Origin of the sequence: Pandoraea terrae (assembly GCF_902459695.1) — a bacterium.
Lineage (GTDB): Bacteria > Pseudomonadota > Gammaproteobacteria > Burkholderiales > Burkholderiaceae > Pandoraea > Pandoraea terrae.
Genome location: NZ_CABPRZ010000028.1, coordinates 54,365 through 79,880 on the forward strand (window position 1 = coordinate 54,365; position 25,516 = coordinate 79,880).

Here is a 25,516-nt window from a genome sequence, read left to right on the forward strand (position 1 = left end):
CAAGGCGCGCGCCGCGAAAACGAAACTCACGGCGCGCCACGGGTTCAAACCCGTCAACATGCACTAGGACAAGGACACGCAAGATGAAGAAATTCTGGCTTATTCCCGTTATGGCGTTCATGACGTTCGCCGCCGGCTCGGCGCTCGCGCAGGATGCGCAGGCACCGGACGTGCTGGTCAAGGAAACCGTTGGCGAAGTCATGGCTGCGGCCAAGTCGGACCCGGCGATCTCCAAGGGTGACCTGCAGCACATCACTTCGCTGGTTGAGCAGAAGATCATGCCGCACGCCGATTTCCAGCGCACCACGCGTCTGGCGATGGGCCGCAACTGGCAAAGTGCGAATCCGCAACAGCAGCAACTGATTGCCGAGCAGTTCAAGCAACTGCTGCTGCGCACGTATTCGGGCGCCATCGCGCAGATCCGCGACCAACAAGTGACGTTCAAGCCGTATCGCGGCCAACCGTCGGACACTGACGCCGTCATCTACACGGAAGTCATCAACAATGGCCAGCCGGTCCAGATCGACTACCGCCTGATCAAGACGCCGGCCGGCTGGAAGGTCTACGACATCAACGTGCTGGGCGCATGGCTGATCGAAGCCTATCGTGGCCAGTTCACCGAGCAGATCAGCCGCGGCGGCGTCGACGGCCTGATCAAATTCCTGACGGAACGCAATCGCCAGCTTGCAAGCAGTGGTAAGTAAGCCCATGTTGGCGCTGCAAACCGAACTGACTGTCGATACCGCCGGTGCGGTGCTGTCCGATGCTATCGGCCGCATCGATGCCGGCGAGACCCAAGTTGACTGTGCCGGCCTGACGCATTTCGATTCGTCGGCGTTAGCCGTCTTGCTGGCGTTGCGCCGGCACGCCGGCCGGCGCGGTGTACCGCTGGCCTTCACCAATATGCCGAACGGTCTGGCGAGCCTCGCCACGGTCTACGGCGTCGATCATCTGTTGGCCGGGTGAGGGCCGGCTGTTCCCGGACAGCTGCCTCGCCCGATAAACGCCGTCCTTGCGACGGCGTTTTTATTTGGCGCGCTGGCGCAACCGCGTGGCGAGCGCCCACTTTGGGTGGATGCGCCGCAGGGCGCGAAGCCGGGACGAATGCGTGCCAATATATCCGGGCGGCACGGGCACCATTGCGTTCCTTTATAATCGGGGGTTTTCTGCGGTTTCGGCCGTAGCCTCCCATTTTTGGGCGAACGATCCGCCCGCAGCCCATGGCCGCCATCGAAATCCGTAACGTCAAGAAACGCTATGACGCGCTGCAGGCGCTCAAAGGCGTCAGTTTCTCGATCGAAGAAGGGGAATTCTTCGGTCTGCTCGGCCCCAACGGCGCCGGCAAGACAACCCTGATCAGTATCCTCGCGGGCCTGGCCCGCGCCGACGCCGGCGGCGTCAGCGTGCTGGGCCACGATGTCGTGCGCGACTACCGCGAAGCGCGCCGCAAGCTCGGCGTCGTGCCTCAGGAGCTGGTTTTCGACCCGTTCTTCTCGGTACGTGAGACGCTGCGCATCCAGTCGGGCTATTTCGGCCTGACACGCAACGACGACTGGATCGACGAGGTCATGGCCAATCTCGACCTGACGGACAAGGCCAATGCCAACATGCGCCAGCTCTCGGGCGGCATGAAGCGCCGTGTGCTGGTGGCGCAGGCGCTCGTGCATCGTCCACCCGTCATCGTGCTCGACGAGCCGACCGCGGGCGTTGACGTCGAACTGCGTCAAACGCTCTGGAAATTCATCGCGCGTTTGAATCGCGAAGGCCACACCATCGTGCTGACTACGCACTATCTCGAAGAGGCGGAGACGCTGTGCGACCGCATCGCCATGCTCAAGCGCGGCGAAGTTGTCGCGCTTGAGCGCACGAGCAGCCTGCTGCAGCGTTTCGCGGGCACGCGCCTCGTGTTGCGCTTCAAGCAGGGCACGCTCCCCGACGCCCTGCGTCCGCTGATGATCGACGGCGACGACGCCAACGGCCGCCAGTTCGCGCTGCGCCTGGCCGGTGCCGATGAAGTCGAATCGATTCTCGCCACGTGCCGCGCGGGCGGTTGTCTCATCGAGGACATTGAAATCCAGCGGGCCGATCTCGAGGACGTTTTCGTCCAGATCATGAACGGCGCAAAAAGGGATGGCGCGAGGGCAGGTCTGGAGGTGGCGGCATGATCGGCTTTCGCACCCTGCTGTACAAGGAAGTGCTGCGCTTCTGGAAAGTCAGCTTCCAGACGGTCGCCGCCCCGGTGCTCACCGCGCTGTTGTATCTGATGATCTTCGGCCATGTGCTTGAAGACCGCGTGAAAGTCTACGATCAGATCACGTACACGTCGTTTCTCGTGCCGGGCCTGGTCATGATGAGCGTGCTGCAGAATGCGTTCGCGAACAGTTCGTCGTCGCTGATCCAGTCGAAGATTACCGGTAACCTCGTGTTCGTGCTGTTGCCGCCGCTGTCCCATTGGGAGATGTTTGGCGCTTACGTGCTGGCCGCCGTGGTGCGCGGTTTGGCCGTGGGCACCGGCGTGTTCGTCGTGACGGCGGGTTTTGCCCACCTGTCGTTCGCGGCGCCGCTCTGGATCCTGATGTTCGCCTTCCTCGGTGCGGCGATCCTTGGCACGCTCGGGCTGATCGCCGGCATCTGGGCCGAGAAATTCGACCAGCTCGCGGCGTTCCAGAACTTCCTGATCATGCCGGCAACGTTCCTGGCCGGCGTGTTCTATTCGATCCATTCCCTGCCGCCACTATGGCAGGCCGTGTCGCACGTGAATCCGTTCTTCTACATGATCGACGGCTTCCGCTACGGGTTCTTCGGCGTCTCGGACGTCGCCCCCGGCACGAGCCTGACGGTTGTCGGCATCACGTTTGCCGTGCTGGCGGCAGTGGCGATATCGCTATTGCGCCGCGGCTATAAACTGCGTCACTGAACATCTGAGGATTGGCAATGTTGCCCACCCCCGAACAAATCAAGCAGTACATCGAGGCCGGCCTGGCCTGCGAGCACGTCGCCGTGGAAGGCGACGGACAGCATTTCTTCGCCACGATCGTGAGCGCCCAGTTCGAAGGCAAGCGTCTGATCCAGCGCCATCAGCTGGTGTACGGCGCGCTCGGCGACCGCATGAAAGCCGAGATTCACGCCTTGTCGATGAAGACGCTTACGCCGGCGGAGTATCAGGCGCTATGAGGATGACCCAGGAAGGCGCCGGCGCGGCCGGCAGTGGGGACGTGGCCGGCGAGCGTGTTGCCGCCGACCATCTGGTGGTGGAAGGCGGCGAAAGGCTGGCGGGCGAGATCACGGTGTCGGGCGCGAAGAACGCGGCGCTGCCGATCCTTTGCGCCAGTTTGCTCACGACCGACCCGCTGACGCTGCACAACGTGCCCGATCTGCATGACGTGCGCACCATGCTCAAGCTGCTCGGCCAGATGGGCGTGAAAGTCGCGCGCGACGGCGAATCGGTTACGCTCGATGCGTCCGACATCACGCATCCGTCGGCGCCGTACGATCTGGTCAAGACCATGCGGGCGTCGATTCTCGTGCTGGGTCCGCTGCTTGCGCGCTGCGGCGAAGCGCGCGTATCGCTGCCGGGCGGGTGCGCCATCGGCGCGCGGCCTGTCGACCAGCACGTGAAAGGCTTGCAGCAGATGGGCGCGGAAATCACGCTGAGCCACGGCGATATCTTGGCGAAGTCGCCGCGCCTGCGAGGCGGTGCGACGATCGTCACGGACATGATCACCGTGACCGGCACGGAAAATCTGCTGATGGCTGCGGTGCTGGCCGACGGCGAGACCGTGTTGGCGAATGCGGCGCGTGAGCCGGAAGTCACGGATCTGGCGCGGCTGCTCGTCAAGATGGGCGCGCAGATCGACGGCATCGGCACCGAGCGCCTCGTGGTGCGCGGCGTGTCCCGCCTGCATGGCGCGACGCACAACGTCGTGCCCGACCGTATCGAAGCTGGCACGTTCCTTTGCGCTGCGGCCGCCACGCGCGGCGACATCGTGCTGCGCCGCGTGGCCCCGGCCACGCTCGACGCCGTCATCGACAAGCTGCGCGAAACGGGCGCGGACGTGACGACCGGCGACGACTGGATTCGCGTGGCGATGGCCGGGCGCGTGAAGGCTGTGAGCTTCCGTACGTCCGAGTACCCGGCGTTTCCGACGGACATGCAGGCGCAGTTCATGGCGTTGAACTGCATTGCCGATGGTGCAGCGCAGGTCGTCGAGACGATCTTCGAGAACCGCTTCATGCATGTGCAGGAATTGCAGCGCCTGGGCGCCGATATCGGCATCGAGGGCAATACCGCGATGATCCGCGGCGTGACGCGCCTGTCGGGCGCGCATGTCATGGCGACCGATCTGCGCGCCTCCGCCAGTCTGGTGCTGGCGGGCCTGGTGGCCGAAGGCGAGACGCGGGTCGACCGCATTCATCACCTCGATCGCGGCTATCATCGTATCGAAAACAAGTTGCGCGCCGTGGGCGCGCGTATCCGGCGCGTCGACGCGCGCCAGGGAGAGATTGCATGAGTACGCCCAAGTCCGCGCCTGCCACGCTGCCGGCGGCCCACGTGAGCGCCAGGCCGCTTGCGCAGCCGCTCACCCTGGCCTTGTCGAAAGGGCGTATCTTTACGGAAACGCTGCCGTTGCTCGCCGCTGCCGGCATCGAGGTGACGGAAGACCCGGAAACCTCGCGCAAGCTCATTCTGCCGACGACGGATCCGAATCTGCGCGTCATCATCGTGCGCGCGACAGATGTGCCCACGTACGTGCAATACGGCGCCGCCGACTTTGGCGTGGCCGGCAAGGACGTGCTGATCGAGCACGGCGGCGGCGGTCTGTACCAGCCGATCGATTTGAACATTGCCCGCTGCCGCATGTCTGTTGCTGTGCATAAGGGCTTTGATTATCAGAACGCAGTGCGCCAGGGGGCGCGTCTGCGCGTGGCGACGAAATACGTCCAGACGGCGCGCGAGCATTTCGCGGCCAAGGGTGTGCACGTCGACCTGATCAAGCTTTACGGCTCGATGGAGCTCGGGCCGCTCGTGGGCCTGGCCGATGCGATCGTCGACCTCGTCAGCACCGGCGGCACGCTGCGGGCCAACAATCTGGTGGAAGTGGAAGAGATCATGGAAATCTCCTCCCGCCTTGTCGTCAACCAGGCTGCGCTCAAGCTCAAGCGCGAATCGCTGCAGCCGATCCTCGAAGCTTTCGAACGTGCTTCGGGGGCCAATGCATGACACTTGACGCATGAAACTCGACATCCGCAAACTCGATTCCACGGCTGACGGCTTTGCCGCCCGGCTGAACGACGTGCTGGCGTTCGAGGCCAGCGAAGACGCGGCCATCGACCGCGCCGCCGCCGAGATCCTCGCCGACGTGAAAGCCCGCGGTGACGCCGCCGTGCTTGAATACACCCATCGTTTCGACCGCCTGAGCGCCACCCGCATGGATGCGCTGGAGCTGCCCGCGAGCGCGCTCGAAGCGGCGCTCGATGGACTGGAACCCAAGCGCCGCGCGGCGCTCGAAGCCGCCGCCGCGCGCGTGCGCGCCTACCACGAGAAGCAGCGCATCGAATGCGGCACGCATAGCTGGCAGTACGCCGAAGCCGACGGCACGGTGCTCGGCCAGAAGGTCACGCCGCTCGACCGCGTCGGCATTTACGTGCCGGGCGGCAAGGCCGCGTATCCGTCGTCCGTGCTGATGAACGCGATTCCGGCCCGCGTAGCCGGCGTCAAGGAAATCATCATGGTCGTGCCGACGCCGGACAGCGTGCAGAACCCGCTCGTCCTGGCCGCCGCGCACATTGCGGGCGTCGACCGTGTCTTCACGATCGGCGGTGCACAGGCTGTCGGCGCCCTGGCCTACGGCACGCAAACCGTGCCTGCCGTGGACAAAATCGTCGGTCCGGGCAATGCATTCGTCGCTGCCGCCAAGCGCCGCGTATTCGGCACCGTCGGCATCGACATGATCGCGGGGCCGTCGGAAATCCTCGTGATCTGCGACGGTACGACCGACGCCGACTGGGTGGCGATGGACCTGTTTTCGCAAGCCGAACACGACGAACTCGCGCAATCGATCCTGTTGTCGCCGGACGCCGCCTTCATCGAGAAGGTGCACGCGTCGCTGGAGCGCCAGATCGGGGACATGCCTCGCCGCGATGTTATCGCGGCATCGCTGCAGGGCCGTGGCGCACTGATCAAGGTGCGCGACATGGCCGAAGCGTGCGATATCGCCAACCAGATCGCGCCGGAGCATCTCGAAATTTCCGCGACCGATGCGCAGCAATGGGCGGACAAGATCCGTCACGCGGGGGCGATGTTCCTGGGACGTTTCACGAGCGAAAGCCTCGGCGACTACTGCGCCGGACCGAACCACGTGCTGCCGACGTCGCGCACGGCCCGGTTCTCGTCGCCACTGGGCGTGTACGACTTCATCAAGCGTTCCAGCATGATCGAAGTGAGCGAGCAGGGCGCACAGATGCTCGGCGAGATCGCTGCCGAGCTCGCGTACGGCGAAGGCTTGCAGGCGCATGCCAGGAGCGCCGAATACCGCTTGCGCGGGAGGTCCTGAGAGGGATGCCGGAATGCCCTCCGGCACCCGGCCGCCATTCCGATTTTCTGACCGAGCGAAGTGATTCCGACATGTCTGTCGCGCGTGTGATTCGTCCTGACGTGCTCGCCATGAGCGCCTATCCCGTGCCTGACGACACGGGCTTCATCAAGCTGGATGCGATGGAGAATCCCTACGGCTTGCCCGATGCCCTGCGCGAAGCGCTCGGCCGGCGGCTGGCCGACGTGGCGCTGAACCGCTATCCGGCGCCGCGCCCCAAGGGGCTGCTCGACACGCTCGCGCGGGTCATGGGCGTGCCGGCCGGCGCATCGCTATTGCTCGGCAACGGTTCCGACGAGATCATCAGCATGATTTCGGTGGCCTGCGCCCGGCCTGGCGCCAAGGTTCTCGCGCCGACGCCCGGGTTCGTCATGTATGAAGTGTCGGCGCGGCTGGCGGGGCTGGATTTTGTCGGCGTGCCGCTGCAGGCCGATTTCACGCTCGATATGCCGGGCATGCTGAACGCGATCGCGGCGCACCGCCCGTCGGTCATTTATCTGGCGTATCCGAACAATCCGACCGGCAATCTTTTCGAGGATGCGCAGATCGAGACGCTGATCCGCACGGCGGGCGATGCCCTCGTGGTCGTCGACGAGGCGTATCAGCCCTTCGCGCGCAAGACCTGGATGGGCCGTGTGCCCGAATTTCCGAACCTGATCGTGATGCGCACGGTCTCCAAGCTCGGTCTGGCGGGCATTCGGCTCGGCTACGCGGCGGGAAGCGCTGCGTGGATGAACGAACTGGACAAGGTCCGCCCGCCGTACAACATCAATGTGCTGACGCAGGCGTGCGCCGAATTCCTGCTCGATCACGTCGATGTCCTCGACGCGCAGGCCGCTCAGTTGCGGGCCGCGCGCACGACGCTGGCGGCGGCCGTGGCGGCGCTGCCGGGCGTGACGGTCTATCCGAGCGACGCGAATTTCCTGCTTGTGCGGGTGCCCGACGGCGCCAAAACCCATGCCGGCCTGCTGGCGCGCAAGGTTTTGGTCAAAAACGTGGGTAAAATGCACGTATTGCTGGCCAATTGCCTTCGGCTGACGGTCGGCACCCCCACAGAGAACGCGGCGCTGGTCGAAGCACTGGCCGCCGCACTCTAAACGATATCGAAGAGAATAGTCACCATGCGCATTGCGGAAGTCGTTCGCGATACCAGCGAAACGCAAATTCGCGTCAAGATTGACCTGGACGGCACCGGCCGCAAGCAACTCGACACCGGCGTGCCGTTCCTGGACCACATGCTCGATCAGATCGCGCGTCATGGCCTGATCGACATGGAAGTCACCGCGAAGGGCGATACGCATATCGACGACCACCACACGGTGGAGGACGTCGGCATCACGCTCGGCATGGCGGTCGCGAAGGCGGTCGGCGACAAGAAGGGCCTCGTGCGCTACGGCCACAGCTATGTGCCGCTCGACGAAGCCCTGTCGCGCGTCGTCATCGATTTTTCCGGCCGTCCGGGCCTCGAATTCCACGTGCCATTCACGCGTGCCCGCGTCGGCACGTTCGACGTTGACCTGCTCATCGAATTCTTCCGCGGCTTCGTCAATCATGCCGGCATCACGCTGCACGTCGACAACCTGCGCGGCCTCAATGCGCACCACCAGTGCGAAACGGTGTTCAAGGCGTTTGGCCGGGCACTGCGCATGGCGGTCGAAATCGATCCGCGTGCGGCAGGCGTTGTGCCGTCGACCAAGGGAAGCCTCTGATCACCCGATCGCAAGCCCTCGTGATGCAGTCCGCGTGAGACGACCGTGACCCTGGACGCCTTCAAGTTTTTCATTTCGCTGCTGGCGTTGATCAACCCGCTCGGTGCGATCCCGCTGTTCATCAGTCTGACGGATCAACAGACGCCGGTGGAGAAGCGGCATACGATCAAGATCGCCGCGATCTCGGTGGCGCTGGTGGTGGCGATTTCGGGCCTGTTCGGCGAGTCCATCATCCGCTTCTTCGGCATTTCGATCGCGTCGCTCGAGGTTGGTGGCGGCATCATCATGCTGTTGATGGCCGTGAACATGCTGAACGCCCAGGTCGGCAACACGCGGGCGACACGGGAAGAGCAGCACGAAGCGGAAGCGCGGCCCAATATCGCCGTGGTGCCGCTCGCGATCCCGCTGTTGACGGGGCCGGGCACGATCAGCACGGTCATCATTTACTCCGGCCGCGCGCAGCACTGGACGCAGGTGGCGTCGCTGGTGGCCATCGGCGCCGCGCTGGGTGCGGTATGCTGGCTGGCATTGCGCCTGGCCGGGCGTATCGAAGGCTGGCTGGGCCGCACGGGCATCAACATCGGCACGCGCCTGATGGGGCTGATCCTGTCGGCGCTGGCCGTGGAATTCATTGTCGATGGTTTGAAAATATTGCTGCCGAGTTTGAAATGACGAAGATTGCGATTGTCGATTACGGGATGGGCAACCTGCGCTCGGTTTATCAGGCGCTGCGCGCCGCCGCGCCGGAAGCCGACGTGAGCATCAGCAGTGAAGCCGCCGAGATCCGTGCCGCTGACCGTGTGGTGCTGCCGGGCCAAGGCGCAATGCGCGACTGCATGGGGTGCCTTAATGCCTCTGGCTTGCGCGATGCGGTCGTCGAGGCGGCTGCGGCCAAGCCCATGCTGGGCGTGTGCGTGGGCGAACAGATGCTGTTCGACATCAGCGAAGAGGGCAACACGCCGGCGCTGGGCCTGATGCCGGGCCGCGTGGTGCGTTTCGACCTCGATGGCCAGTTGCAGGACGACGGTTCCCGCTTCAAGGTGCCGCAAATGGGTTGGAACCGTGTGCGCCAGACGATCAGCCACCCGCTCTGGGCGGGCATTCCGGACGAGGCGTACTTCTATTTCGTGCACAGTTATTACGTCGTGCCGGCGAATCCGGCATTGACCGCGGGCGAGACGACCTATGGCGTGCCCTTTACCTGCGCGGTGGCGCGGGATAATATCTTCGCGACACAGTTTCACCCTGAGAAGAGCGCGGCGTTCGGCCTCGCGCTCTACCGCAATTTCGTGCACTGGAATCCCTGACCCGAGCGCCCGCGCGGCGTGTCAATGCCCGGCCCCAGCCATGTGCCAGCTATACTGTTTCAAGTTGTACTAATATGAACCCGATCCCGGACCGCCAGCGCCCCGCTCGGCACGGGGCGGGTTTGCGCCGCGTCTGGCGCCTTTTTTCCTCTTCCCACTAGCGACGTTTCACGATTGCCTATGCTGCTCATTCCGGCCATCGACCTTAAAGACGGTCAATGTGTTCGCCTTAAACAGGGCGACATGGATCAAGCCACTGTATTCTCGGAGGACCCCGCTGCCATGGCCCGTCATTGGGTCGAGCAGGGCGCCCGCCGGCTGCATCTGGTGGACTTGAACGGCGCGTTCGCCGGCAAGCCGCGCAACGAGGCGGCCATTCGCGCGATCATCAAGGAAGTCGGCGAGGATATCCCCGTCCAGCTGGGCGGCGGCATCCGCGATCTGAACACGATCGAGCGCTACCTCGACGACGGCCTGTCCTACGTCATCATCGGCACCGCCGCGGTCAAGAACCCCGGCTTCCTGCAGGAAGCCTGCAGCGCCTTCGGCGGCCACATCATCGTCGGGCTCGACGCCCGCGATGGCAAGGTTGCCACCGACGGCTGGAGCAAGTTGACCGGCCACGAAGTGGTCGATCTGGCCCGCAAATTCGAGGATTACGGCGTCGAGTCGATCATTTACACGGATATCGGCCGCGACGGCATGCTGCAGGGCATCAATATCGACGCGACCGTGCGCCTGGCGCAAGCGGTTACGGTGCCGGTGATCGCCAGCGGTGGCCTGTCGAACCTCGCCGACATCGACGCCCTGTGCGCGGTCGAGCGCGAAGGCGTCGAGGGTGTGATCTGCGGCCGGGCGATCTATTCGGGCGATCTGGTCTTCGCCGACGCGCAATCGCGCGCGGACGCGCTTTCCGAAGGAGAGGCGTAAGCGGCCACGGCGGCCGTCTCGCGCTCGCAACATGGCTCTCGCTAAACGCATCATTCCCTGCCTGGACGTTACCGCCGGGCGGGTGGTCAAGGGTGTCAACTTCGTCGAACTGCGCGACGCGGGCGACCCCGTCGAAATCGCGCGCCGCTACGACGAACAGGGCGCCGACGAACTGACCTTTCTCGATATCACTGCGACCTCCGACGGGCGCGACCTGATCCTGCCGATTATCGAATCGGTGGCGGCGCAGGTTTTCATTCCGCTGACGGTCGGCGGCGGCGTGCGCGAAGTCGCCGACGTGCGCCGGCTGCTCAACGCCGGCGCCGACAAGGTCAGCATGAACTCGTCGGCCGTCGCCAATCCGCAACTGGTGGCGGACGCGGCCGGCAAGTACGGCTCGCAATGCATTGTCGTCGCGATTGACGCCAAGCGCGTGTCCGCCGATGGCGAGCCGCTGCGCTGGGAAGTGTTCACGCACGGCGGCCGCAAGGGCACAGGCCTGGATTGCATCGAATGGGCCAAACGCATCGAGGCGCTCGGCGCCGGCGAAATCCTGCTGACCAGCATGGACCGCGACGGCACCAAGAGCGGCTTCGATCTGGCGCTTACGCGGGCGGTGTCCGATGCGGTCACCATCCCGGTGATCGCTTCGGGCGGCGTGGGCTCGCTGGCCGATCTGGCCAACGGTGTGACGCAAGGCCATGCCGATGCGGTGCTCGCGGCGAGCATTTTCCACTACGGCGAGCATACCGTCGGCGAGGCCAAGCGCTTCATGGCCGAACAGGGCATCTCGGTGAGGCTGTAGATCATGACGCAAGACTGGTTGGACCACGTGAAATGGGACGAACGGGGCCTGGCGCCCGCGATCGCCCAGGAGGTCGGCACGGGCGACGTGCTGATGGTGGCGTGGATGAATCGCGATGCGCTCAAGCGCACGGTGGAAACCGGAGAAGCCGTCTATTGGTCGCGCTCGCGCAACCGCCTGTGGCACAAGGGCGAGGAGTCGGGTCACGTGCAGAAAGTGCACGACCTGCGCATCGACTGCGACGAGGACGTGATTCTCCTGAAAGTCGAGCAAATCGACGGCATCGCCTGTCACACGGGCCGCCATTCGTGCTTTTTCCAGAAGTTCGAGGGGACGGCTGACGATGGCCGCTGGACCACTGTCGAGCCGGTCCTGAAAGACCCGCACAAGATTTACAAATGAGCCAGATGAACGACACTCTGCAGCGCGTGGCCGAGGTCATCGAATCGCGCAAGGGCGGCGATCCCGACAAATCCTACGTATCGCGCCTGTTCCACAAGGGCGACGACGCCATCCTCAAGAAAATCGGCGAGGAAGCCACGGAAGTGGTGCTGGCGGCCAAGGACATCCGCATCGGCGGCAATGGCGACATGCATCAGAAGCTCGTCAACGAGACCGCTGACCTGTGGTTCCATAGCCTTGTGCTGCTCGCGCACCATGGCCTGTCCCCGGCGGATGTGCTGAACGAGCTGGCGCGTCGCGAAGGCCTGTCCGGACTCGTCGAAAAGGCGCAGCGCAAGACGCGCGGCGAGCACGAAGACTGAGATCCGACGCGCCGGCGCTCGCCTGAACGCCGCCGTTTTTCCTCTTTGGCGCGTGAATTCCACGGAGACCGATGCCGATGACCGACACTCAGACGTTCCAGCCGCCCGCGCCGAGCGAACAGGAGCGCAGCCTGCGCAAGCTCACGCACGTGCTTTACGCCCTCTACGCGTTGTCCTGGCTGATGGGCGTCACGGCGATCGTCGCCATCATCATCAACTACGTGAAGCGCGACGATGCGCAGGGCACGCTGTATGCGTCCCACTTCACCTGGCAGATCCGCACTTTCTGGTGGTCGGTGGCGTGGGGGGCTCTCGGCTGGGCCCTGATGTTCGTGCTGGTGGGTGTCGTGGTCCTGTGGGCGCTGTGCATCTGGACCCTCTACCGCATCGTAAAAGGTTGGCTGTATCTGAACGACAACAAGCCGATGTACGTCAGCCCCGCATGAACGGCGGCAAGACGGGGAACGGCAGAGGCAGACAAAGGATCGAATTCGCATGAGTCACGACAACTGCATTTTCTGCAAGATCGTCGCCGGGCAGATCCCGAGCGCGCAGGTCTATGCCGACGACGACGTGATCGTCTTCAAGGACATCAATCCGGCCGCCGAATTGCACCTGCTGGTGGTGCCGCGCCGGCACATCCCGACCTTGCAGGACTGCTCCGTCGAGGATCAGGGACTGCTGGGCAGAATGCTGCTGCTGGCGCCGAAGCTGGCCCGGGATGCCGGCTTTGCCTTCGAAGCCGGATCGCACCGGGAAGCCAACGGGTTTCGCGTGGTGATGAACACGGGCCCGGGCGGCGGGCAGGAGGTTTATCATATTCACATGCACGTGCTGGCCGGGCCGCGCCCGTGGAAGCGCATGTGACGACGCGCGCGGGTGCTTGCTGATGCAACATTTATTTCTATCCGCGCGCATCCGCGGGTACGATGCAGGACGTAGTCAATACAAGCCGGCGGCACAGCCCCGGGAACGCTAGGAGAGTGGTCATGGGTTCGATAAGTATTTGGCACTGGCTGATCGTGCTGGTGATTGTGATGATGGTGTTCGGGACCAAGAAGCTGCGCAATATCGGCAGCGACCTGGGCGGCGCCGTCAAGGGCTTCAAGGACGGCATGAAGGAGGGCGACAACGGCGCTCCGAAGGCCGATAACCCGGCAGCCGCCAAGGAACTGCGCGACACGACGACGATCGACGTGCAAGCCAAGGACGCCAGCAACAACAAGCAAGGCTAACGTCCGACATGATCGATCTTGGTCTGTCCAAGCTGATGCTGATCGGCGTGGTTGCGCTGGTCGTCGTCGGTCCGGAACGCCTGCCCAAGGTGGCGCGCACGGCCGGCGCGCTGTTCGGCCGCGCGCAGCGCTACATCAATGACGTGAAGGCGGAAGTGAGCCGCGAGATGGAACTCGACGAATTGCGCAATATGCGCACCGAGTTCGAAAACGCGGCGCGTAACGCCGAGAGCACCATCCAGAAGAACCTGCACGAGCAGGAAGCGTCGCTCAACGAGGCCTGGACAGGCGTCACGAGCGACAGTCCCTCGACGGACACGTCCTCGACATATGACGGCGGCTACACTGGCGAGCCGGTGATTACGTCGAGCATTGGTGCGCAAGCCGCAAAACGCCGCAACTGGCGTGTGCGGCGCGGGGCGACACCCGTCTGGTTCCGTCAGGCCAGCGGCACGCGTACGCGCGTGCAATCGGGCGCGGCGCGCGTGGCGCGGCATACGCCGCCCAACCTGCGCCGTCCGATCAAGTTCTTCTAAGGCCCTCGGGGAATCGACGCGGCCAGAGCCATTATTCCAAGAAGGTCGATGTGAGCGACGAACAGCAAACCCCGGAAGGGGGCACCGAAGAATCCTTTATCTCGCATCTGATCGAGTTGCGCAATCGCATCATTCGCGCCGGCGCAGCGGTGATCGTGGTGTTCGTGAGCCTTGTGTATTGGGCGCCGGACATTTTCCGCATCCTGTCGCGCCCGCTGATGCAGGCGCTGCCCGCCGGCGGCAAGATGATCGTGACGGACATCACCGGTTCGTTTTTCGTGCCGATGAAAGTGACCATGATGGTCGCGTTCGTGATCGCTTTGCCGATCGTGTTGTACCAGGCCTGGGCATTTGTCGCGCCGGGGCTTTACCAGCACGAGAAGAAGCTCGTGCTGCCGCTCGTCATCAGCAGCTATTCGCTGTTCCTGCTCGGCATGGCGTTCGCGTACTTCCTCGTGTTCCCGACGGTCTTCCACTTCATGGCGCACTACAACGCGCCATTGGGTGCGGAGATGAACACCGACATCGACAACTACCTGAGCTTTGTCCTGACGATGTTCCTGTGCTTCGGGGTGACGTTCGAGGTGCCGGTGGTGGTGGTGGTCCTGGCGCGCATGGGGATCGTCAGCATTGAAAAGCTCAAGCAGATCCGTCCGTACGTGGTTGTCGGCGCATTCGTGATCGCCGCCGTGGTCACGCCGCCCGATGTCCTGTCGCAACTGATGCTTGCGGTCCCGCTGGTCATTCTCTATGAACTGGGCGTGATCGCTGCGCGCCTGTTCGTGAAGCAGGGGCAGGACGACGCGAAGAAGGAAGAGGAGCGGGAAGCAGCGTCGCACTGAGGGCGTCGCACTCAGGGTGTTGCGCTGAGGCACCTGACGCCCGCCCGCCTATCGGCGCATGATCCCGTCCGGCAGGGCGGGCATGCGCCGATTGTTTTTCGGGTTCAGTCCCCGCCGCTGTCGCTTTCGTCGCCTTCGTCGATGGGCCGCTTGGGCGGCGGCGGCCGTTTGCCGATGGTGACTTGCAGGTCGACTTGCTTCTTCTTGCGGGTGACGTGGATCGGGGTCCCCGCGCCCGGCTTCAACTGGGCGATCACGTTGAGCAATTCGGTCGTGTCGCGGATCGACGCGTCACCGACCTTCGTCAGGATGTCGCCCGGCTGGATGCCTGCCTTGTCGGCCGGACCGCCCTGTACGACACCGGCGATGATCACGCCGGAATCCTGCTGCAAACCGAACGATTCGGCGATGTCGGACGTGATGTCCTGCGGCTCGACGCCAATCCAGCCGCGCGTGACGGTGCCGGTCGTGATGATCGACTCCAGCACCGTACGGGCCGTCGACACGGGGATGGCGAAGCCGATGCCCATATTGCCGCCGCTGCGCGAGTAGATCGCAGTGTTGATGCCGAGCAGGTTGCCTTGCACATCGACGAGCGCGCCGCCCGAGTTGCCCGGGTTGATGGCGGCGTCCGTCTGGATGAAGTTCTCGAACGTGCTGATATCGAGGTGATTCCGGCCGAGCGCACTGACGATCCCCATCGTGACCGTCTGGCCGACGCCGAACGGATTGCCGATGGCGAGCACGACGTCGCCCACACGCACCTGGTCCATGCGCCCGAGCGTGATGGCGGGCAGGTTGTCGAGGGTAATCTTGAGGACGGCGAGGTCCGTTTCCGGATCGCTGCCGACCAGCTTCGCCCGGGACTTGCGGCCGTCCGCGAGGGCGACTTCGATCTCGTCGGCGCCCTCCACCACATGGTGATTCGTGAGAATATAACCTTCGCTGCTGACGATTACGCCGGAACCGAGGCTCGACACGGGGTCCTGACGCACCGTGCCGCCGCCGTCGCCGAAGAAGTAGCGGAACAGCGGGTCATCGAGGCGCGGATCGCGCTTGGCCTTGCTTTCCTTGCTGGAGAAGATGCTGACCACTGCCGGCATTGCCTTCTGGGCGCCGTCGGCATACGAGCTCAGCGACGGCTTCTCCGACAGGCTCGGCGCGACTTCCTGCAGCGCAATGATCGGGTTGGCCAACTGGCGGCCCAACGAACCCTGGCGTTGCAACCACTGCGGTTTGAGCGTGGCGATGATGAACAGCAGCGCGAGCAGCACGGTGACCGCTTGCGCGAACAGGAGCCAGAAGCGTCTGAGCATGAAAGAGGGAAGCGCCTTGATAGAACGAGTCAATTTGGAATTGTATCTGAACGATACCCTGCAAACCGCGCAATTTCGCGATTACTGCCCGAACGGCCTGCAGGTCGAGGGCCGGCCGGAGATCCGGAGGCTGGCCAGCGGCGTCACGGCGAGCCAGGCCTTGCTCGAGGCGGCGCGGGACTGGGGCGCCGATGCCCTACTTGTCCATCACGGCTACTTCTGGAAAAACGAAGACGCCCGGGTGGTCGGCATCAAGCGCAAACGGCTGGGCCTGTTGATCACCAACGACATCAGTCTGTTCGCCTACCACCTGCCTCTGGATGCCCATCCCGAGTTCGGCAATAACGCGCAATTGGGCCGTTTGCTCGGATTCGCGGGCGACGGCCGCTTCGGTCCCGATCAGTTGGGATGGCTGGGCGCCCCGGCACAGCCGACGACGCTGGGCGAGCTGGCGGCGCTCGTGGAAGCGCAACTGGGGCGCACGCCGCTCCTGCTCGGCGACCCGGATCGCCAGGTAAAAAGGGTGGCGTGGTGCACGGGCGGCGCACAAGGCTTTTTCGAGGCTGCGATCACCGCAGGCGCAGATGTGTACCTGACGGGCGAAGTGTCGGAGCAAAACACCCATCTGGCGCTCGAGAGCGGCGTCGGCTTCCTGGCCGCAGGCCACCATGCGACCGAACGTTGGGGCGCAAAGGCGCTGGGCGAGCACGTGGCCGAGGTGTTCGGCCTCGAGCACTGCTTCTTCGATATCCCGAATCCGGTCTGATACCGGGCAGGCAGGTGAGGGGCCATGGGAGCCATGGCCGCAGTATGGGCTTACTTCTTGAGGCTGTCGCGGATTTCGCGGAGCAGCACGACATCTTCGGGCGTTGCCGCCGGCGCTTCCGGTGCGGCCGGCTCCGTGCGTTTCAAGCGATTGATCTGCTTGACCATGATGAAGATGATGAACGCCAGGATCAGGAAGTTGAGCGCGACGGTGATGAAGTTGCCGTAGCCGAAAACCGCGACGCCGGCCTTGGTCAGGTCGGCGTACGAGGCGGGGTTGCCCTTGAAGTCGGCCGGAATGGCGCCGAGCAGAATGAATTTGCTGGAAAAATCGAGCCCGCCGAAGATCGCGCCGACGACCGGCATGATGAGGTCCTTGACGACCGAGTCGACAATCTTGCCGAAGGCGCCGCCGATGATCACACCGACCGCGAGGTCGATCACGTTGCCTTTGACGGCAAATTCCTTGAATTCCTGCATCATGCTCATGCCATTTCCTCCGCTGGTTATGGCCCCCCTTTGGGGGATTTCTGTTCTTGCGCAAAAGGGGTCCGATGGGCATCGACAGGGTAGCCGTGTCGGCGATGCCGAGGTCGTACTCGGAAAATGATGACCAAATGTCGTGCACGCGTCAACGAAAGCGGCGATCATAGCGGTTCTCGTGCAGCATCCCGAAATGGCGTCGCGAGACCGTTTCAGCATGACACCGAACGGTTCCGCGTCCCCGGAGCCCGGCAATGCGGATCGTGCATGAAGGGTCTCTAATCCTTTGAAAATACGCAAAAACCACTACTTGGAGGCAGTCTTTTGCCGTTGTTTTGGGCAGGGTCGGTGGCGTATGATTTAAGGTTGACGGAAAATATCAATTCAACCGTGTGGGGCTTGTGTGATGAGTGACAATCAAGAAAAGACCGTCGACAGTAGCCGCCGGAATTGGCTGATTGCGACGTCCGTAGCTGGAGGCGTGGGCGGCGTTGCAACCCTTGTTCCTTTCGTCAGTTCGCTGGAGCCATCGGAGCGTGCCAAGGCAGGCGGCGCGCCCGTGGAGGCCGACATCAGCAACCTGAAGCCCGGTGAGAAGATGACCGTGAGCTGGCGGGGCTTGCCGGTGTGGATCGTACGGCGTACACCGGACGAAATGGCGTCGTTGGAGAAGGTGAAATCCGAGTTGGCCGATCCGGACTCCAAGGAGACCTTCAGCTATTCGATGCCCGAGTATTGCCAGAATGCCTTCCGCGCCCGCGCGGAGCACAAGGATGTGCTGGTGGTGGTCGGTATCTGCACCCACCTCGGCTGCATTCCTTCGGGCCCCTACACGGCCAACGCCAATGCGGCGCTGGGCGCCGAGCCGGGTTTCCTGTGCCCGTGCCATGGTTCCACCTATGACATGTCCGGCCGCGTGTTCAAGAACAAGCCCGCGCCGAAGAATCTGGACGTTCCCCGTTTCATGTTCGTAAACGACACGAAGATCGTGATCGGCAAAGACGAAAAAGGAGAGGCGTAACCATGGCAGCCGAAAAACAGGTCGACACGACGGGCTTGCTGGGCTGGATCGACCGTCGCTTTCCGTTGACCCAGCTCTGGAAGGAGCACGCTTCCGAGTACTACGCACCGAAGAACTTCAACTTCTGGTACTTCTTCGGATCGCTGGCGATGCTGGTGCTGGTGATCCAGATCGTCACCGGCATTTTCCTGGTGATGAACTACAAGCCCGACGCCAGTCTCGCATTCGCGTCCGTCGAATACATCATGCGCGAGGTGCCGTGGGGCTGGCTGATCCGCTACATGCACTCGACCGGCGCCTCGATGTTCTTCGTCGTGGTTTATCTGCATATGTTCCGCGGGCTTCTGTACGGTTCCTACCGCAAGCCGCGTGAGTTGGTGTGGGTGTTCGGTTGCCTGATTTTCCTGAGCCTGATGGCCGAGGCATTCTTTGGCTATCTGCTGCCATGGGGCCAGATGTCCTACTGGGGCGCGCAGGTGATCGTGAACCTGTTCTCCGCGATTCCGTTCATCGGCCCGGACCTGTCGCTGTGGATTCGCGGCGACTACGTGGTGTCCGATGCCACGCTGAACCGCTTCTTCGCGTTCCACGTGATCGCGATTCCGCTGGTGCTGATCGGCCTGATCGTCGCGCACATCATGGCGCTGCACGAAGTGGGCTCGAACAACCCGGACGGTGTGGAAATCAAGGCGACGAAAGACGCGAACGGCAAGCCGCTCGACGGCATTCCCTTCCACCCGTACTACACGGTGCACGACATCATGGGCGTGGGCGTGTTCCTGCTGGTGTTCTCCACGATCGTGTTCTTCGCGCCGACGGTGGGCGGGTACTTCCTCGAAGCGAACAACTTCATTCCGGCCGATTCGCTGAAGACCCCCCCGCATATTGCGCCGGTGTGGTACTTCACGCCGTTCTACTCGATGCTGCGCGCCACGACCGACGATTTCAAGCATGTGCTGATGGGCCTGGCCGTGCTGATCACCGCGGTGTGGTGGGTGAAGGGCAAGGCTGCGGCGACGACCAAGGTGGCCGGTTCGGGCGCGGTGGTGCTGCTGCTGTTGGCGATGTGGCTCACGGAAGCGAAGTTCTGGGGCGTGGTGGTGATGGGCGGCGCAGTGGTCACGCTGTTCTTCCTGCCCTGGCTGGACCAGAGCCCGGTGAAGTCGATTCGTTACCGTCCGGGCTTCCACAAGACCTTGCTGGGTATCCTCGTTGTCATCTTTGCGGTACTGGGCTATTTGGGGATTCAGGAGCCGACGCCGGTGAAGACGGCGATGTCGCAGGTCGGCGCCCTGTATTACTTCGGCTTTTTCTGGCTGATGCCGATCTGGAGCAAGCGGGGCACGTTCAAGCCGGTGCCGGATCGGGTCACGTTCCACGCCCATTGAACCATTGAGACGACTAGGGAATTCAAGATGAAAAAACTGTTTCTCATCCTGGCGCTCTTGGGGAGTTTTGTTGCGCCGGCCATGGCGGAAGAGGGGGGCAACCTGGACACGGCGCCGAATCGGATCGACGATCTGGCGTCGTTGCAACGGGGCGCCAAGTTGTTCGTCAACTACTGCCTGAACTGTCATTCGGCGTCGTCGATGCGATATTCGCGCCTGCAGGACTTGGGATTGTCGGAAAAGGAGATCAAGGACAATCTGCTTTTCGCGACGGACAAGATTGGCGAGACGATGACGGTGGCAATGCGGGCGACGGACGCCAAGGACTGGTTCGGCTCCCAGCCGCCGGACCTGTCCGTGGAGGCGCGGGCACGCGGTACGGACTGGTTGTACACGTATCTGCGGACCTTCTACCGCGACGACTCGCGGCCGACAGGGTGGAACAACGTGGTGTATCCGAATGTGGGGATGCCGAATCCGTTCTGGGAAATGCAGGGCCAGCGGGGGTTGGACCACAGCAAGATGACGGAAGGCGAGCATGGTGCGCCGGCCTTTACGCAACTGACGCCGGGGACGCTGAAGCCGGTGGATTTTGATAATGCGGTGGCTGATCTGGTATCTTATTTGGATTGGATGTCGGAGCCGGCCCAGCGGACGCGGCGACAGCTTGGCGTCTGGGTATTGTTGTCCCTGGGACTGTTCACGTTGCTGGCCTGGCGCCTGAATGCGGCCTATTGGAAGGACGTGAAGTAAAATAACGTCTGTACGTCGGGGCCAGGGCATGGGAAATACCGATTTCCCGCTCTGGCCCCGTCGGTTTTTAAGGAAGACGCGCTATGATGGTTTTGTATTCGGGCACGACGTGCCCTTTTTCCCAGCGTTGCCGACTGGTCTTGTTCGAAAAGGGCATGGATTTCGAAATCCGTGACGTTGACCTGTTCAATAAGCCGGAAGACATTGCTGTGATGAATCCGTACGGTCAGGTGCCGATCCTGGTCGAGCGCGATCTGATTCTGTACGAATCGAACATCATCAATGAGTACATTGATGAGCGATTCCCGCATCCGCAGCTGATGCCGGCGGATCCCGTGCAACGTGCGCGTGCGCGTCTGTTCCTGTTCAATTTCGAGAAAGAGTTGTTCGTGCATGTGAGCACGCTCGAGAACGACAAGGGCCGTGCGGCCGAGAAAGCGCACGAGAAGGCACGTTTGGCGATTCGCGACCGTCTGGCCCAGTTGGCGCCGATTTTCGTGAAGAACAAGTACATGTTGGGCGAGGAATTCTCGATGCTCGACGTGGCGATCGCGCCGTTGCTGTGGCGTCTGGATCACTACGGCATCGAGCTGTCAAAGAACGCCGCCCCGTTGTTGAAGTATGCCGAGCGGATTTTCAGCCGTCCGGCGTATATTGAAGCACTGACGCCGTCCGAAAAGGTCATGCGTCGTTAATACCCTCAGCGCGCGCCGGCGGGGTGGGCAATGCTCCACCCGCTTGGCGAACGCGAGGACAGAACCAATGCCAGAAACTTCGACTAAGCCCTATTTGTTGCGCGCGCTGTACGAGTGGTGTACCGATAACGGTTACACCCCGTATCTGGCGGTGCATGTCGATGCCCGCACGAAGGTGCCGCGCGAGTTCGTGAAAGATGGCGAGATCGTGCTGAATATCAGCTTCGACGCCACGAGCGGCTTGCAGATGGGCAACGACTGGATTGAATTCAGCGCCCGCTTTGGCGGCATCTCGCAGAAGGTTGAGGTGCAGGTGCCGAACGTGTTGGCGATTTACGCACGCGAGAACGGCCAGGGCATGGCGTTCCCGGTGGACAAGCAGGCGCCGGTGGAAGCCGTGCCGGAGCTGGTGTCGGCCACGACGACGCTGGCGCCGGGCGAGGAAGAACCGGATCCGACGCGGCCTGCGGGCGGCAATGGCGCTGCGGGCGGTAACGCCGGGCGCGGTGGTCACTTGAAGGTCGTGAAGTAAGGATTTCCTGCTCCCGACCATGGCGGTGAGCGGGGCGCTTGGCGTGCCGCTCGTCGCAAGCCGTTTTTGTCGCTGGGGGAATGGCCTGAAAAGCCCTCGAATCCGTAGGATTCTTGGCGCGAAACAGTCACGCTTCGGTTACAATACGTGCCTTCGCCGGCTTAGCTCATCTGGTAGAGCAGTTGATTTGTAATCATCAGGTGGCGGGTTCGAGTCCTGCAGCCGGCACCAGTACCCACGGGCCTTTGCGGTCAATTGACGCAAAGGCCCGACGTTTCCAAAGCGTCTCTGACGTTTCCAATTTTCCCTTAGCGTGACGGTTTCACAGGGCGAGCGCCCCGTGAATAGTGCGCTGTCATCGTCGGCGTCGTGTGGTCGGCGAGGCGTTGGGCCTCCTCCAATCCTTCTGCGATCGCCTTTCGGGTGACGCTGCGTGCACGCAGATCGCGGAACTGGAACTCAGCTTTGTTGATCTTGGCCTTCTCCCTGGCGTTATCGAAGCGAGACCGGAGTTGGCCTTTTGACAAGGGGTGCCCTTTCTCGTCGCGCACCAGGTATGGCGAAACGTCGACGTCGGTGCCGCGCCAGGCGAGCAGCTCGTCGACCAACTTCTTGAGTTCCCCGATAATCTCGATCACAACCGGTGCCCCAGTTTTTCCCTGGCGGAACACCAGGCGTCCGTCGACGATGTTGGTACGCTTGAACGACAACACGTCACTTGGCCGTTGGCCGGTGAGATCCGCCAGTGCCATCGCGTTTCGCAGCGGCCCGTCCGCGTGCTTCAATACGGCGAAATACTGCTCGTCCGACACCAGGACGGCCTTTCTCCCTGATTCCTTCTTGCCGCGCACTCCCACGCAAGGGTTGGCCTGGGCCATCAGGCCCCACTGACGCGCCTGGTTCAGCACCGCCGACAGGACGGCCTTCGTCCGGTTCGCGGTCACCATGCCGCGCTTTTCGGCCGAGCTCTGCCAGATCTCAGCGACCTGGGCAGGCCTGATATCGTCAAGGGCGCGATCGCCAATAACGCCCTGTAGGCGCCCGAGGATGATGTCGTACAGCCGGCGGGTCGCCGGCGCCTTCGACGGCAGTTCCCTCCGTCGGTACTCGGTCACTAGGGTGCCAAAGTGGGGGCGCGCGTCGACGGCCGTCGGGAGCCGCTTTCCCTCAAGCTCCGCCCACCGCAGGAGTGCTGTTTGGCGGTCGCTACCGAGCGGCTCCAGCGATCGACGGCCGGCCACGATGCCGTGGTCATAGTAGTAGCGCAGCGTCCCGTCGTCGTTCTTCCGTGTTCTGAGCCGTGGAATGGCACCGGAGGCTGAAGGTTTGCGTCCCATTTAAATCGCCGAGAGATTCAGTGGTGGTTGCACAGCCGGAAGCGACTCCAAGGCCGGTGCCGAGCTGATGATTCCCATTCGTTTGTCATGATAGGCGCGAGCGACGAGCACGCGGCCCCGAGTGTCGACTGCGTGAGGCCATCCGTTTGTGGCAAGCCAGCGCAGCTGTCGAAGCCGAATCGGCGTGCCCGTGAGTGCGCGCAGCTCGTTCCGCGAGAGGTATTGTGTCATGACTGCTCCCTCGTGAAGATCCAGCACTTGATCGTGGTGCCGTCGTTTGGCGTCTGTCGATCGCGCTCCATAATTGCGCTGTTGACGGCACGATAGTCCACGAACCGACGTATCTTGCTGGTACGCAGTGCCTGCTTGAGATCGCGCAACAACGGAATTTGTTGCTTTCGTTCGGCGGCGAGCTGGACGAAGTGATTCAGGTTTACGGCGATCAACTGCTCGTCGCGTGAGTGGTTGAGCCGGGGGAAGTCTTGTCCGTCGAGGTAGTCGAACGCCTCCCAAAACTCCCGCACGACGGGGTGGTCATCGTTAATAGCTTCCTGACGCTCGACGGCCATCCCGATGACCTGGTTGCGCAACGCTGCGCGCTGTTCGTCGGTGAGCGCGACAACATGCCCGAGCGCATCCGCCAACGCCATGAGCTGGCCGTGGTTTTTCGCGATACGTGTGGACTTGATCTTAGGGTGATCGAGAAGGTCACGCTCGTGCATCGGGGCCCCTTCCTCGACGGTCTTGATGATCGCCGCCTCGAGCTTCGTCGCCTTGAGCATGAATCCGGACACGGCCTCCGTCGCCATGCTTTCGAGCGCGATCGCGGCCTCGCGCGTCTTCGGCGTTTGCCCTGCGGTGTCGAAATGCAGGTGCACGATCCGCTGCAGAATAGGCGCCGACGCATTCACAGTCGCGTTCTGGCTGATCACGATCGCGCCGCGAAACGGCGGTTCGTAGGTTTCATTGCCGCCGGTCGCCATGCCGCGCGCGCGGTCATGACCCCGCCACGCCTGCCCGATTGATCGAATGGTTTTTATGCGCTTGCACGCACCATGCCGAGGCCCGCGCCGCAAGGCGATGCGGAACGCGGACGGAGCGCAGGAAACTTGCGCTTTCATGCACCATAGCGATGCAGTCGAACATCATTCGCGAGTGGCCAGTCGCGATCGTCGCCCGCGACGCCTAAGGTAGCCTCCAGGTCGCGCAAAATGACACCTGAGCAATCGATAGATGGGGTGCGGCTGCAGATTCGTGGGGGTGCCTCAACCTGACGCCAATGCGGACACCAATGCCGTTAGACAATGGGCGTGCTGATGGCAGTGCAAAGGCCGTAGAGATTCGCAATCCGTTGTTTTGCTTGTCTCGGAATAAAAAACAACGGTGTATCATCCCCAAAGATGATGTTGTTGCTCTGCAGGTCGAGTAAATTTCCATAGGTAGCTGGGTGTCGTGATTTTTTCAAGTGGAACGCTCACATCAAGGGGGGAACATGGACGATAGTTTGAAAAAGTCGGATAGCTGCGTAGAGGCATTGTCGGTCACTGAAGTAACAACTAATGAAAGGCCAGAAGAACGCAATTCCATACTGGGAGAAGTGGTGGGGGCGTTATTTTCATTGCCTTCCAGCGCAGAGGCCGAATCCAAGACATTTGGCTTTAAAATCGATCCATTTAATATCAAGGGGGCGCAAGGTCAGCTATTTTTTCGCTTAGAACAGCTGAGGTTTACAATTGTGCGTGCCAATTTGGAAAATGGCGGAAAGAGATGCTTTATGACTATGTCTTGGTTGACAACTACCTTTGGTTGGACAACCCAGCACGGCCCCACCCCATTAGCGAACTTTGATATGAATGTTCTGAATTCGGCCGGCGGCGTCCTGATGCCATGGACATTTTCAAGGCATTTTCTGTGCCGTACAGAACAAGAGCCATGGACCTTTGTGTATGAAAAGATAGATCCGCAGTTCTATGAAATTATCGCGGGCGCCAATTTCCGAAATCAAAGTGCAACCGTATATAAATGCTGATGCGGGGGGGCAGTAAATACTGCTCCGCAAAAGTCGACTGGACAGCTTGGTCTCTAGCTTCAAGTGCAACACCTTGAATCATGTGAGCAGTTAAGTATCACAGGCACTCGCTTCTTTTTGGCTGCTTCCGGCGGCAGGTGCTTGGCGAGGATGTCGGGGTAGTCGTCAAGTGCCTGCATCAAACGTTGAGTTGCAGCGAGTTCGACCGGGTTTCCAAGTCGAAGTAGTGCATCTGAATTGGGTTGCCATGCGGCGATGAGCGATTCTTGCATTCGAGGACGAAGAGGTAGTCACCCCACGGGAGAACCACGTCGTACTCGGCACCGTTTCGGGACTTCTTGATCGCGTAAGCGTTGAGACCCACCGCCGCCAACATTTTCCGAACCGTAGTCTCGAAGGACTTTGTAGTGGTCTAATGAACCCGGACACTGATTTAGGCGAGAATACTCGCCATGAAGAGGTGTCTGATGACCAAG

At 62.3% G+C, this 25,516-nt stretch carries 33 protein-coding genes and 1 tRNA gene; 29 read left to right on the plus strand and 5 right to left on the minus strand.

Annotated features, from left to right (window positions below; all coding sequences use genetic code 11):
* Positions 1–83 precede the first annotated feature (83 nt).
* From PTE30175_RS23695 to tatC, 21 genes are all read left to right on the plus strand, one after another.
* Positions 84–704, plus strand: a complete 621-nt coding sequence (locus PTE30175_RS23695; protein WP_150699527.1) for an MlaC/ttg2D family ABC transporter substrate-binding protein — start codon at positions 84–86, stop codon at positions 702–704.
* A 4-nt stretch (positions 705–708) separates the two neighbouring features.
* Complete coding sequence (locus tag PTE30175_RS23700) at positions 709–966, plus strand: STAS domain-containing protein (protein WP_150699528.1); 258 nt, start codon at positions 709–711, stop codon at positions 964–966.
* 254 nt (positions 967–1,220) lie between these two features.
* Positions 1,221–2,165, plus strand: coding sequence for an ABC transporter ATP-binding protein (locus tag PTE30175_RS23705; protein ID WP_150699529.1), 945 nt, complete (start codon positions 1,221–1,223; stop codon positions 2,163–2,165).
* The gene (locus PTE30175_RS23710) at positions 2,162–2,917 is read left to right on the plus strand and encodes an ABC transporter permease (protein ID WP_150699530.1); all 756 of its coding nucleotides are present in this window, start codon (positions 2,162–2,164) and stop codon (positions 2,915–2,917) included. Before PTE30175_RS23705 ends, PTE30175_RS23710 begins: the two co-directional genes overlap by 4 nt.
* Before the next feature lie 17 nt (positions 2,918–2,934).
* Positions 2,935–3,174, plus strand: a complete 240-nt coding sequence (locus tag PTE30175_RS23715; RefSeq protein WP_150699531.1) for a BolA family protein — start codon at positions 2,935–2,937, stop codon at positions 3,172–3,174.
* Entirely contained in the window at positions 3,171–4,511 is a 1,341-nt protein-coding gene (murA, locus tag PTE30175_RS23720) for a UDP-N-acetylglucosamine 1-carboxyvinyltransferase (RefSeq protein ID WP_150699532.1), read from the plus strand. Before PTE30175_RS23715 ends, murA begins: the two co-directional genes overlap by 4 nt.
* The gene (hisG, locus tag PTE30175_RS23725) at positions 4,508–5,221 is read left to right on the plus strand and encodes an ATP phosphoribosyltransferase (RefSeq protein ID WP_150699533.1); all 714 of its coding nucleotides are present in this window, start codon (positions 4,508–4,510) and stop codon (positions 5,219–5,221) included. Before murA ends, hisG begins: the two co-directional genes overlap by 4 nt.
* A gap of 10 nt (positions 5,222–5,231) precedes the next feature.
* Complete coding sequence (gene hisD / locus PTE30175_RS23730) at positions 5,232–6,554, plus strand: histidinol dehydrogenase (RefSeq protein ID WP_150699534.1); 1,323 nt, start codon at positions 5,232–5,234, stop codon at positions 6,552–6,554.
* A 71-nt stretch (positions 6,555–6,625) separates the two neighbouring features.
* Positions 6,626–7,690, plus strand: coding sequence for a histidinol-phosphate transaminase (gene hisC / locus PTE30175_RS23735; protein ID WP_150699535.1), 1,065 nt, complete (start codon positions 6,626–6,628; stop codon positions 7,688–7,690).
* 24 nt (positions 7,691–7,714) lie between these two features.
* On the plus strand, positions 7,715–8,302 hold the full coding sequence (hisB, locus tag PTE30175_RS23740; protein WP_150699536.1) for an imidazoleglycerol-phosphate dehydratase HisB: 588 nt from the start codon (positions 7,715–7,717) through the stop codon (positions 8,300–8,302).
* A 51-nt stretch (positions 8,303–8,353) separates the two neighbouring features.
* Positions 8,354–8,974: a YchE family NAAT transporter gene (locus PTE30175_RS23745; RefSeq protein WP_150699563.1), complete on the plus strand. Its 621-nt coding sequence runs from the start codon at positions 8,354–8,356 to the stop codon at positions 8,972–8,974.
* The gene (gene hisH, locus PTE30175_RS23750; RefSeq protein ID WP_150699537.1) at positions 8,971–9,609 is read left to right on the plus strand and encodes an imidazole glycerol phosphate synthase subunit HisH; all 639 of its coding nucleotides are present in this window, start codon (positions 8,971–8,973) and stop codon (positions 9,607–9,609) included. Before PTE30175_RS23745 ends, hisH begins: the two co-directional genes overlap by 4 nt.
* 180 nt (positions 9,610–9,789) lie before the next feature.
* The gene (gene hisA, locus PTE30175_RS23755; RefSeq protein ID WP_150699538.1) at positions 9,790–10,539 is read left to right on the plus strand and encodes a 1-(5-phosphoribosyl)-5-[(5-phosphoribosylamino)methylideneamino]imidazole-4-carboxamide isomerase; all 750 of its coding nucleotides are present in this window, start codon (positions 9,790–9,792) and stop codon (positions 10,537–10,539) included.
* Positions 10,540–10,570: 31 nt separating this feature from the next.
* The gene (gene hisF, locus PTE30175_RS23760; protein ID WP_150699539.1) at positions 10,571–11,344 is read left to right on the plus strand and encodes an imidazole glycerol phosphate synthase subunit HisF; all 774 of its coding nucleotides are present in this window, start codon (positions 10,571–10,573) and stop codon (positions 11,342–11,344) included.
* A gap of 3 nt (positions 11,345–11,347) precedes the next feature.
* Positions 11,348–11,746: a phosphoribosyl-AMP cyclohydrolase gene (hisI, locus tag PTE30175_RS23765; RefSeq protein ID WP_150699540.1), complete on the plus strand. Its 399-nt coding sequence runs from the start codon at positions 11,348–11,350 to the stop codon at positions 11,744–11,746.
* Positions 11,743–12,108 carry a phosphoribosyl-ATP diphosphatase gene (locus tag PTE30175_RS23770; protein WP_150699541.1) on the plus strand — a complete coding sequence of 122 codons (366 nt, stop codon included), beginning with the start codon at positions 11,743–11,745 and terminating at the stop codon, positions 12,106–12,108. The genes hisI and PTE30175_RS23770 overlap by 4 nt, the downstream gene beginning before the upstream one ends.
* Before the next feature lie 77 nt (positions 12,109–12,185).
* The gene (locus PTE30175_RS23775) at positions 12,186–12,554 is read left to right on the plus strand and encodes a DUF4870 family protein (RefSeq protein WP_150699542.1); all 369 of its coding nucleotides are present in this window, start codon (positions 12,186–12,188) and stop codon (positions 12,552–12,554) included.
* A gap of 49 nt (positions 12,555–12,603) precedes the next feature.
* Positions 12,604–12,975: a histidine triad nucleotide-binding protein gene (locus PTE30175_RS23780; protein ID WP_150699543.1), complete on the plus strand. Its 372-nt coding sequence runs from the start codon at positions 12,604–12,606 to the stop codon at positions 12,973–12,975.
* A 122-nt stretch (positions 12,976–13,097) separates the two neighbouring features.
* Positions 13,098–13,343 carry a Sec-independent protein translocase subunit TatA gene (gene tatA / locus PTE30175_RS23785; RefSeq protein WP_150699544.1) on the plus strand — a complete coding sequence of 82 codons (246 nt, stop codon included), beginning with the start codon at positions 13,098–13,100 and terminating at the stop codon, positions 13,341–13,343.
* A gap of 8 nt (positions 13,344–13,351) precedes the next feature.
* Positions 13,352–13,879, plus strand: coding sequence for a Sec-independent protein translocase protein TatB (gene tatB / locus PTE30175_RS23790; protein WP_150699545.1), 528 nt, complete (start codon positions 13,352–13,354; stop codon positions 13,877–13,879).
* 50 nt (positions 13,880–13,929) lie between these two features.
* Positions 13,930–14,721 (plus strand): twin-arginine translocase subunit TatC, encoded by a 792-nt coding sequence (gene tatC, locus PTE30175_RS23795; protein ID WP_150699546.1) that lies wholly within the window; start codon positions 13,930–13,932, stop codon positions 14,719–14,721.
* Positions 14,722–14,825: 104 nt separating this feature from the next.
* On the opposite strand, the gene PTE30175_RS23800 is transcribed toward tatC, so the two are convergent.
* A complete protein-coding gene (locus tag PTE30175_RS23800; protein ID WP_150699547.1) occupies positions 14,826–16,037 on the minus strand; it encodes a Do family serine endopeptidase in 1,212 nt (403 codons plus the stop codon).
* Between the two features lie 19 nt (positions 16,038–16,056).
* Here PTE30175_RS23800 and PTE30175_RS23805 point away from each other — a divergent pair, with 19 nt between their 5' ends.
* Complete coding sequence (locus PTE30175_RS23805) at positions 16,057–16,803, plus strand: Nif3-like dinuclear metal center hexameric protein (RefSeq protein ID WP_150699564.1); 747 nt, start codon at positions 16,057–16,059, stop codon at positions 16,801–16,803.
* 50 nt (positions 16,804–16,853) lie between these two features.
* Here the strand turns inward: PTE30175_RS23805 and mscL are convergent, their stop codons facing one another.
* Positions 16,854–17,291 carry a large conductance mechanosensitive channel protein MscL gene (gene mscL, locus PTE30175_RS23810; RefSeq protein WP_150699548.1) on the minus strand — a complete coding sequence of 146 codons (438 nt, stop codon included), beginning with the start codon at positions 17,289–17,291 and terminating at the stop codon, positions 16,854–16,856.
* Between the two features lie 400 nt (positions 17,292–17,691).
* Between mscL and petA the strand changes: the two genes are divergently transcribed.
* The 6 genes from petA to PTE30175_RS23840 all read left to right on the plus strand — a co-directional run bounded on the left by petA (position 17,692) and on the right by PTE30175_RS23840 (position 21,905).
* On the plus strand, positions 17,692–18,306 hold the full coding sequence (gene petA / locus PTE30175_RS23815) for a ubiquinol-cytochrome c reductase iron-sulfur subunit (RefSeq protein ID WP_150699549.1): 615 nt from the start codon (positions 17,692–17,694) through the stop codon (positions 18,304–18,306).
* A 149-nt stretch (positions 18,307–18,455) separates the two neighbouring features.
* Entirely contained in the window at positions 18,456–19,694 is a 1,239-nt protein-coding gene (locus PTE30175_RS23820) for a cytochrome b (RefSeq protein WP_420819671.1), read from the plus strand.
* A 27-nt stretch (positions 19,695–19,721) separates the two neighbouring features.
* Positions 19,722–20,447, plus strand: coding sequence for a cytochrome c1 (locus tag PTE30175_RS23825; RefSeq protein WP_150699551.1), 726 nt, complete (start codon positions 19,722–19,724; stop codon positions 20,445–20,447).
* An 83-nt stretch (positions 20,448–20,530) separates the two neighbouring features.
* Entirely contained in the window at positions 20,531–21,142 is a 612-nt protein-coding gene (locus PTE30175_RS23830) for a glutathione S-transferase N-terminal domain-containing protein (protein WP_150699552.1), read from the plus strand.
* 67 nt (positions 21,143–21,209) lie between these two features.
* Positions 21,210–21,674 (plus strand): ClpXP protease specificity-enhancing factor, encoded by a 465-nt coding sequence (locus tag PTE30175_RS23835; protein WP_150699553.1) that lies wholly within the window; start codon positions 21,210–21,212, stop codon positions 21,672–21,674.
* A 155-nt stretch (positions 21,675–21,829) separates the two neighbouring features.
* A tRNA-Thr gene (locus tag PTE30175_RS23840) sits at positions 21,830–21,905 on the plus strand.
* Positions 21,906–21,982: 77 nt separating this feature from the next.
* On the opposite strand, the gene PTE30175_RS23845 is transcribed toward PTE30175_RS23840, so the two are convergent.
* Genes PTE30175_RS23845 through PTE30175_RS23855 form a run of 3 tightly spaced genes read right to left on the minus strand, consistent with a single transcriptional unit; the run spans position 21,983 to position 23,994 of the window.
* The gene (locus tag PTE30175_RS23845) at positions 21,983–23,011 is read right to left on the minus strand and encodes a tyrosine-type recombinase/integrase (RefSeq protein WP_150699554.1); all 1,029 of its coding nucleotides are present in this window, start codon (positions 23,009–23,011) and stop codon (positions 21,983–21,985) included.
* Positions 23,012–23,242 carry a DUF4224 domain-containing protein gene (locus PTE30175_RS23850; RefSeq protein WP_150699555.1) on the minus strand — a complete coding sequence of 77 codons (231 nt, stop codon included), beginning with the start codon at positions 23,240–23,242 and terminating at the stop codon, positions 23,012–23,014.
* Positions 23,239–23,994, minus strand: coding sequence for a hypothetical protein (locus PTE30175_RS23855; protein ID WP_150699556.1), 756 nt, complete (start codon positions 23,992–23,994; stop codon positions 23,239–23,241). Before PTE30175_RS23855 ends, PTE30175_RS23850 begins: the two co-directional genes overlap by 4 nt.
* A gap of 509 nt (positions 23,995–24,503) precedes the next feature.
* Here PTE30175_RS23855 and PTE30175_RS23860 point away from each other — a divergent pair.
* On the plus strand, positions 24,504–25,040 hold the full coding sequence (locus PTE30175_RS23860; protein WP_150699557.1) for a hypothetical protein: 537 nt from the start codon (positions 24,504–24,506) through the stop codon (positions 25,038–25,040).
* The last annotated feature ends 476 nt before the right edge of the window (positions 25,041–25,516 follow it).

Coding starts and splice junctions, on each gene's coding strand:
- PTE30175_RS23695 (WP_150699527.1), top strand. CDS start 84: ATGAAGAAATTCTGGCTTATTCCCGTTATGGCGTTCATGACGTTCGCC.
- PTE30175_RS23700 (WP_150699528.1), top strand. CDS start 709: ATGTTGGCGCTGCAAACCGAACTGACTGTCGATACCGCCGGTGCGGTG.
- PTE30175_RS23705 (WP_150699529.1), top strand. CDS start 1,221: ATGGCCGCCATCGAAATCCGTAACGTCAAGAAACGCTATGACGCGCTG.
- PTE30175_RS23710 (WP_150699530.1), top strand. CDS start 2,162: ATGATCGGCTTTCGCACCCTGCTGTACAAGGAAGTGCTGCGCTTCTGG.
- PTE30175_RS23715 (WP_150699531.1), top strand. CDS start 2,935: ATGTTGCCCACCCCCGAACAAATCAAGCAGTACATCGAGGCCGGCCTG.
- murA (WP_150699532.1), top strand. CDS start 3,171: ATGAGGATGACCCAGGAAGGCGCCGGCGCGGCCGGCAGTGGGGACGTG.
- hisG (WP_150699533.1), top strand. CDS start 4,508: ATGAGTACGCCCAAGTCCGCGCCTGCCACGCTGCCGGCGGCCCACGTG.
- hisD (WP_150699534.1), top strand. CDS start 5,232: ATGAAACTCGACATCCGCAAACTCGATTCCACGGCTGACGGCTTTGCC.
- hisC (WP_150699535.1), top strand. CDS start 6,626: ATGTCTGTCGCGCGTGTGATTCGTCCTGACGTGCTCGCCATGAGCGCC.
- hisB (WP_150699536.1), top strand. CDS start 7,715: ATGCGCATTGCGGAAGTCGTTCGCGATACCAGCGAAACGCAAATTCGC.
- hisH (WP_150699537.1), top strand. CDS start 8,971: ATGACGAAGATTGCGATTGTCGATTACGGGATGGGCAACCTGCGCTCG.
- hisA (WP_150699538.1), top strand. CDS start 9,790: ATGCTGCTCATTCCGGCCATCGACCTTAAAGACGGTCAATGTGTTCGC.
- hisF (WP_150699539.1), top strand. CDS start 10,571: ATGGCTCTCGCTAAACGCATCATTCCCTGCCTGGACGTTACCGCCGGG.
- hisI (WP_150699540.1), top strand. CDS start 11,348: ATGACGCAAGACTGGTTGGACCACGTGAAATGGGACGAACGGGGCCTG.
- PTE30175_RS23770 (WP_150699541.1), top strand. CDS start 11,743: ATGAGCCAGATGAACGACACTCTGCAGCGCGTGGCCGAGGTCATCGAA.
- PTE30175_RS23775 (WP_150699542.1), top strand. CDS start 12,186: ATGACCGACACTCAGACGTTCCAGCCGCCCGCGCCGAGCGAACAGGAG.
- PTE30175_RS23780 (WP_150699543.1), top strand. CDS start 12,604: ATGAGTCACGACAACTGCATTTTCTGCAAGATCGTCGCCGGGCAGATC.
- tatA (WP_150699544.1), top strand. CDS start 13,098: ATGGGTTCGATAAGTATTTGGCACTGGCTGATCGTGCTGGTGATTGTG.
- tatB (WP_150699545.1), top strand. CDS start 13,352: ATGATCGATCTTGGTCTGTCCAAGCTGATGCTGATCGGCGTGGTTGCG.
- PTE30175_RS23800 (WP_150699547.1), bottom strand. CDS start 16,037: ATGCTCAGACGCTTCTGGCTCCTGTTCGCGCAAGCGGTCACCGTGCTG.
- mscL (WP_150699548.1), bottom strand. CDS start 17,291: ATGAGCATGATGCAGGAATTCAAGGAATTTGCCGTCAAAGGCAACGTG.
- petA (WP_150699549.1), top strand. CDS start 17,692: ATGAGTGACAATCAAGAAAAGACCGTCGACAGTAGCCGCCGGAATTGG.
- PTE30175_RS23820 (WP_420819671.1), top strand. CDS start 18,456: ATGCTGGTGCTGGTGATCCAGATCGTCACCGGCATTTTCCTGGTGATG.
- PTE30175_RS23825 (WP_150699551.1), top strand. CDS start 19,722: ATGAAAAAACTGTTTCTCATCCTGGCGCTCTTGGGGAGTTTTGTTGCG.
- PTE30175_RS23830 (WP_150699552.1), top strand. CDS start 20,531: ATGATGGTTTTGTATTCGGGCACGACGTGCCCTTTTTCCCAGCGTTGC.
- PTE30175_RS23835 (WP_150699553.1), top strand. CDS start 21,210: ATGCCAGAAACTTCGACTAAGCCCTATTTGTTGCGCGCGCTGTACGAG.
- PTE30175_RS23845 (WP_150699554.1), bottom strand. CDS start 23,011: ATGGGACGCAAACCTTCAGCCTCCGGTGCCATTCCACGGCTCAGAACA.
- PTE30175_RS23850 (WP_150699555.1), bottom strand. CDS start 23,242: ATGACACAATACCTCTCGCGGAACGAGCTGCGCGCACTCACGGGCACG.
- PTE30175_RS23855 (WP_150699556.1), bottom strand. CDS start 23,994: ATGGCGACCGGCGGCAATGAAACCTACGAACCGCCGTTTCGCGGCGCG.
- PTE30175_RS23860 (WP_150699557.1), top strand. CDS start 24,504: ATGGACGATAGTTTGAAAAAGTCGGATAGCTGCGTAGAGGCATTGTCG.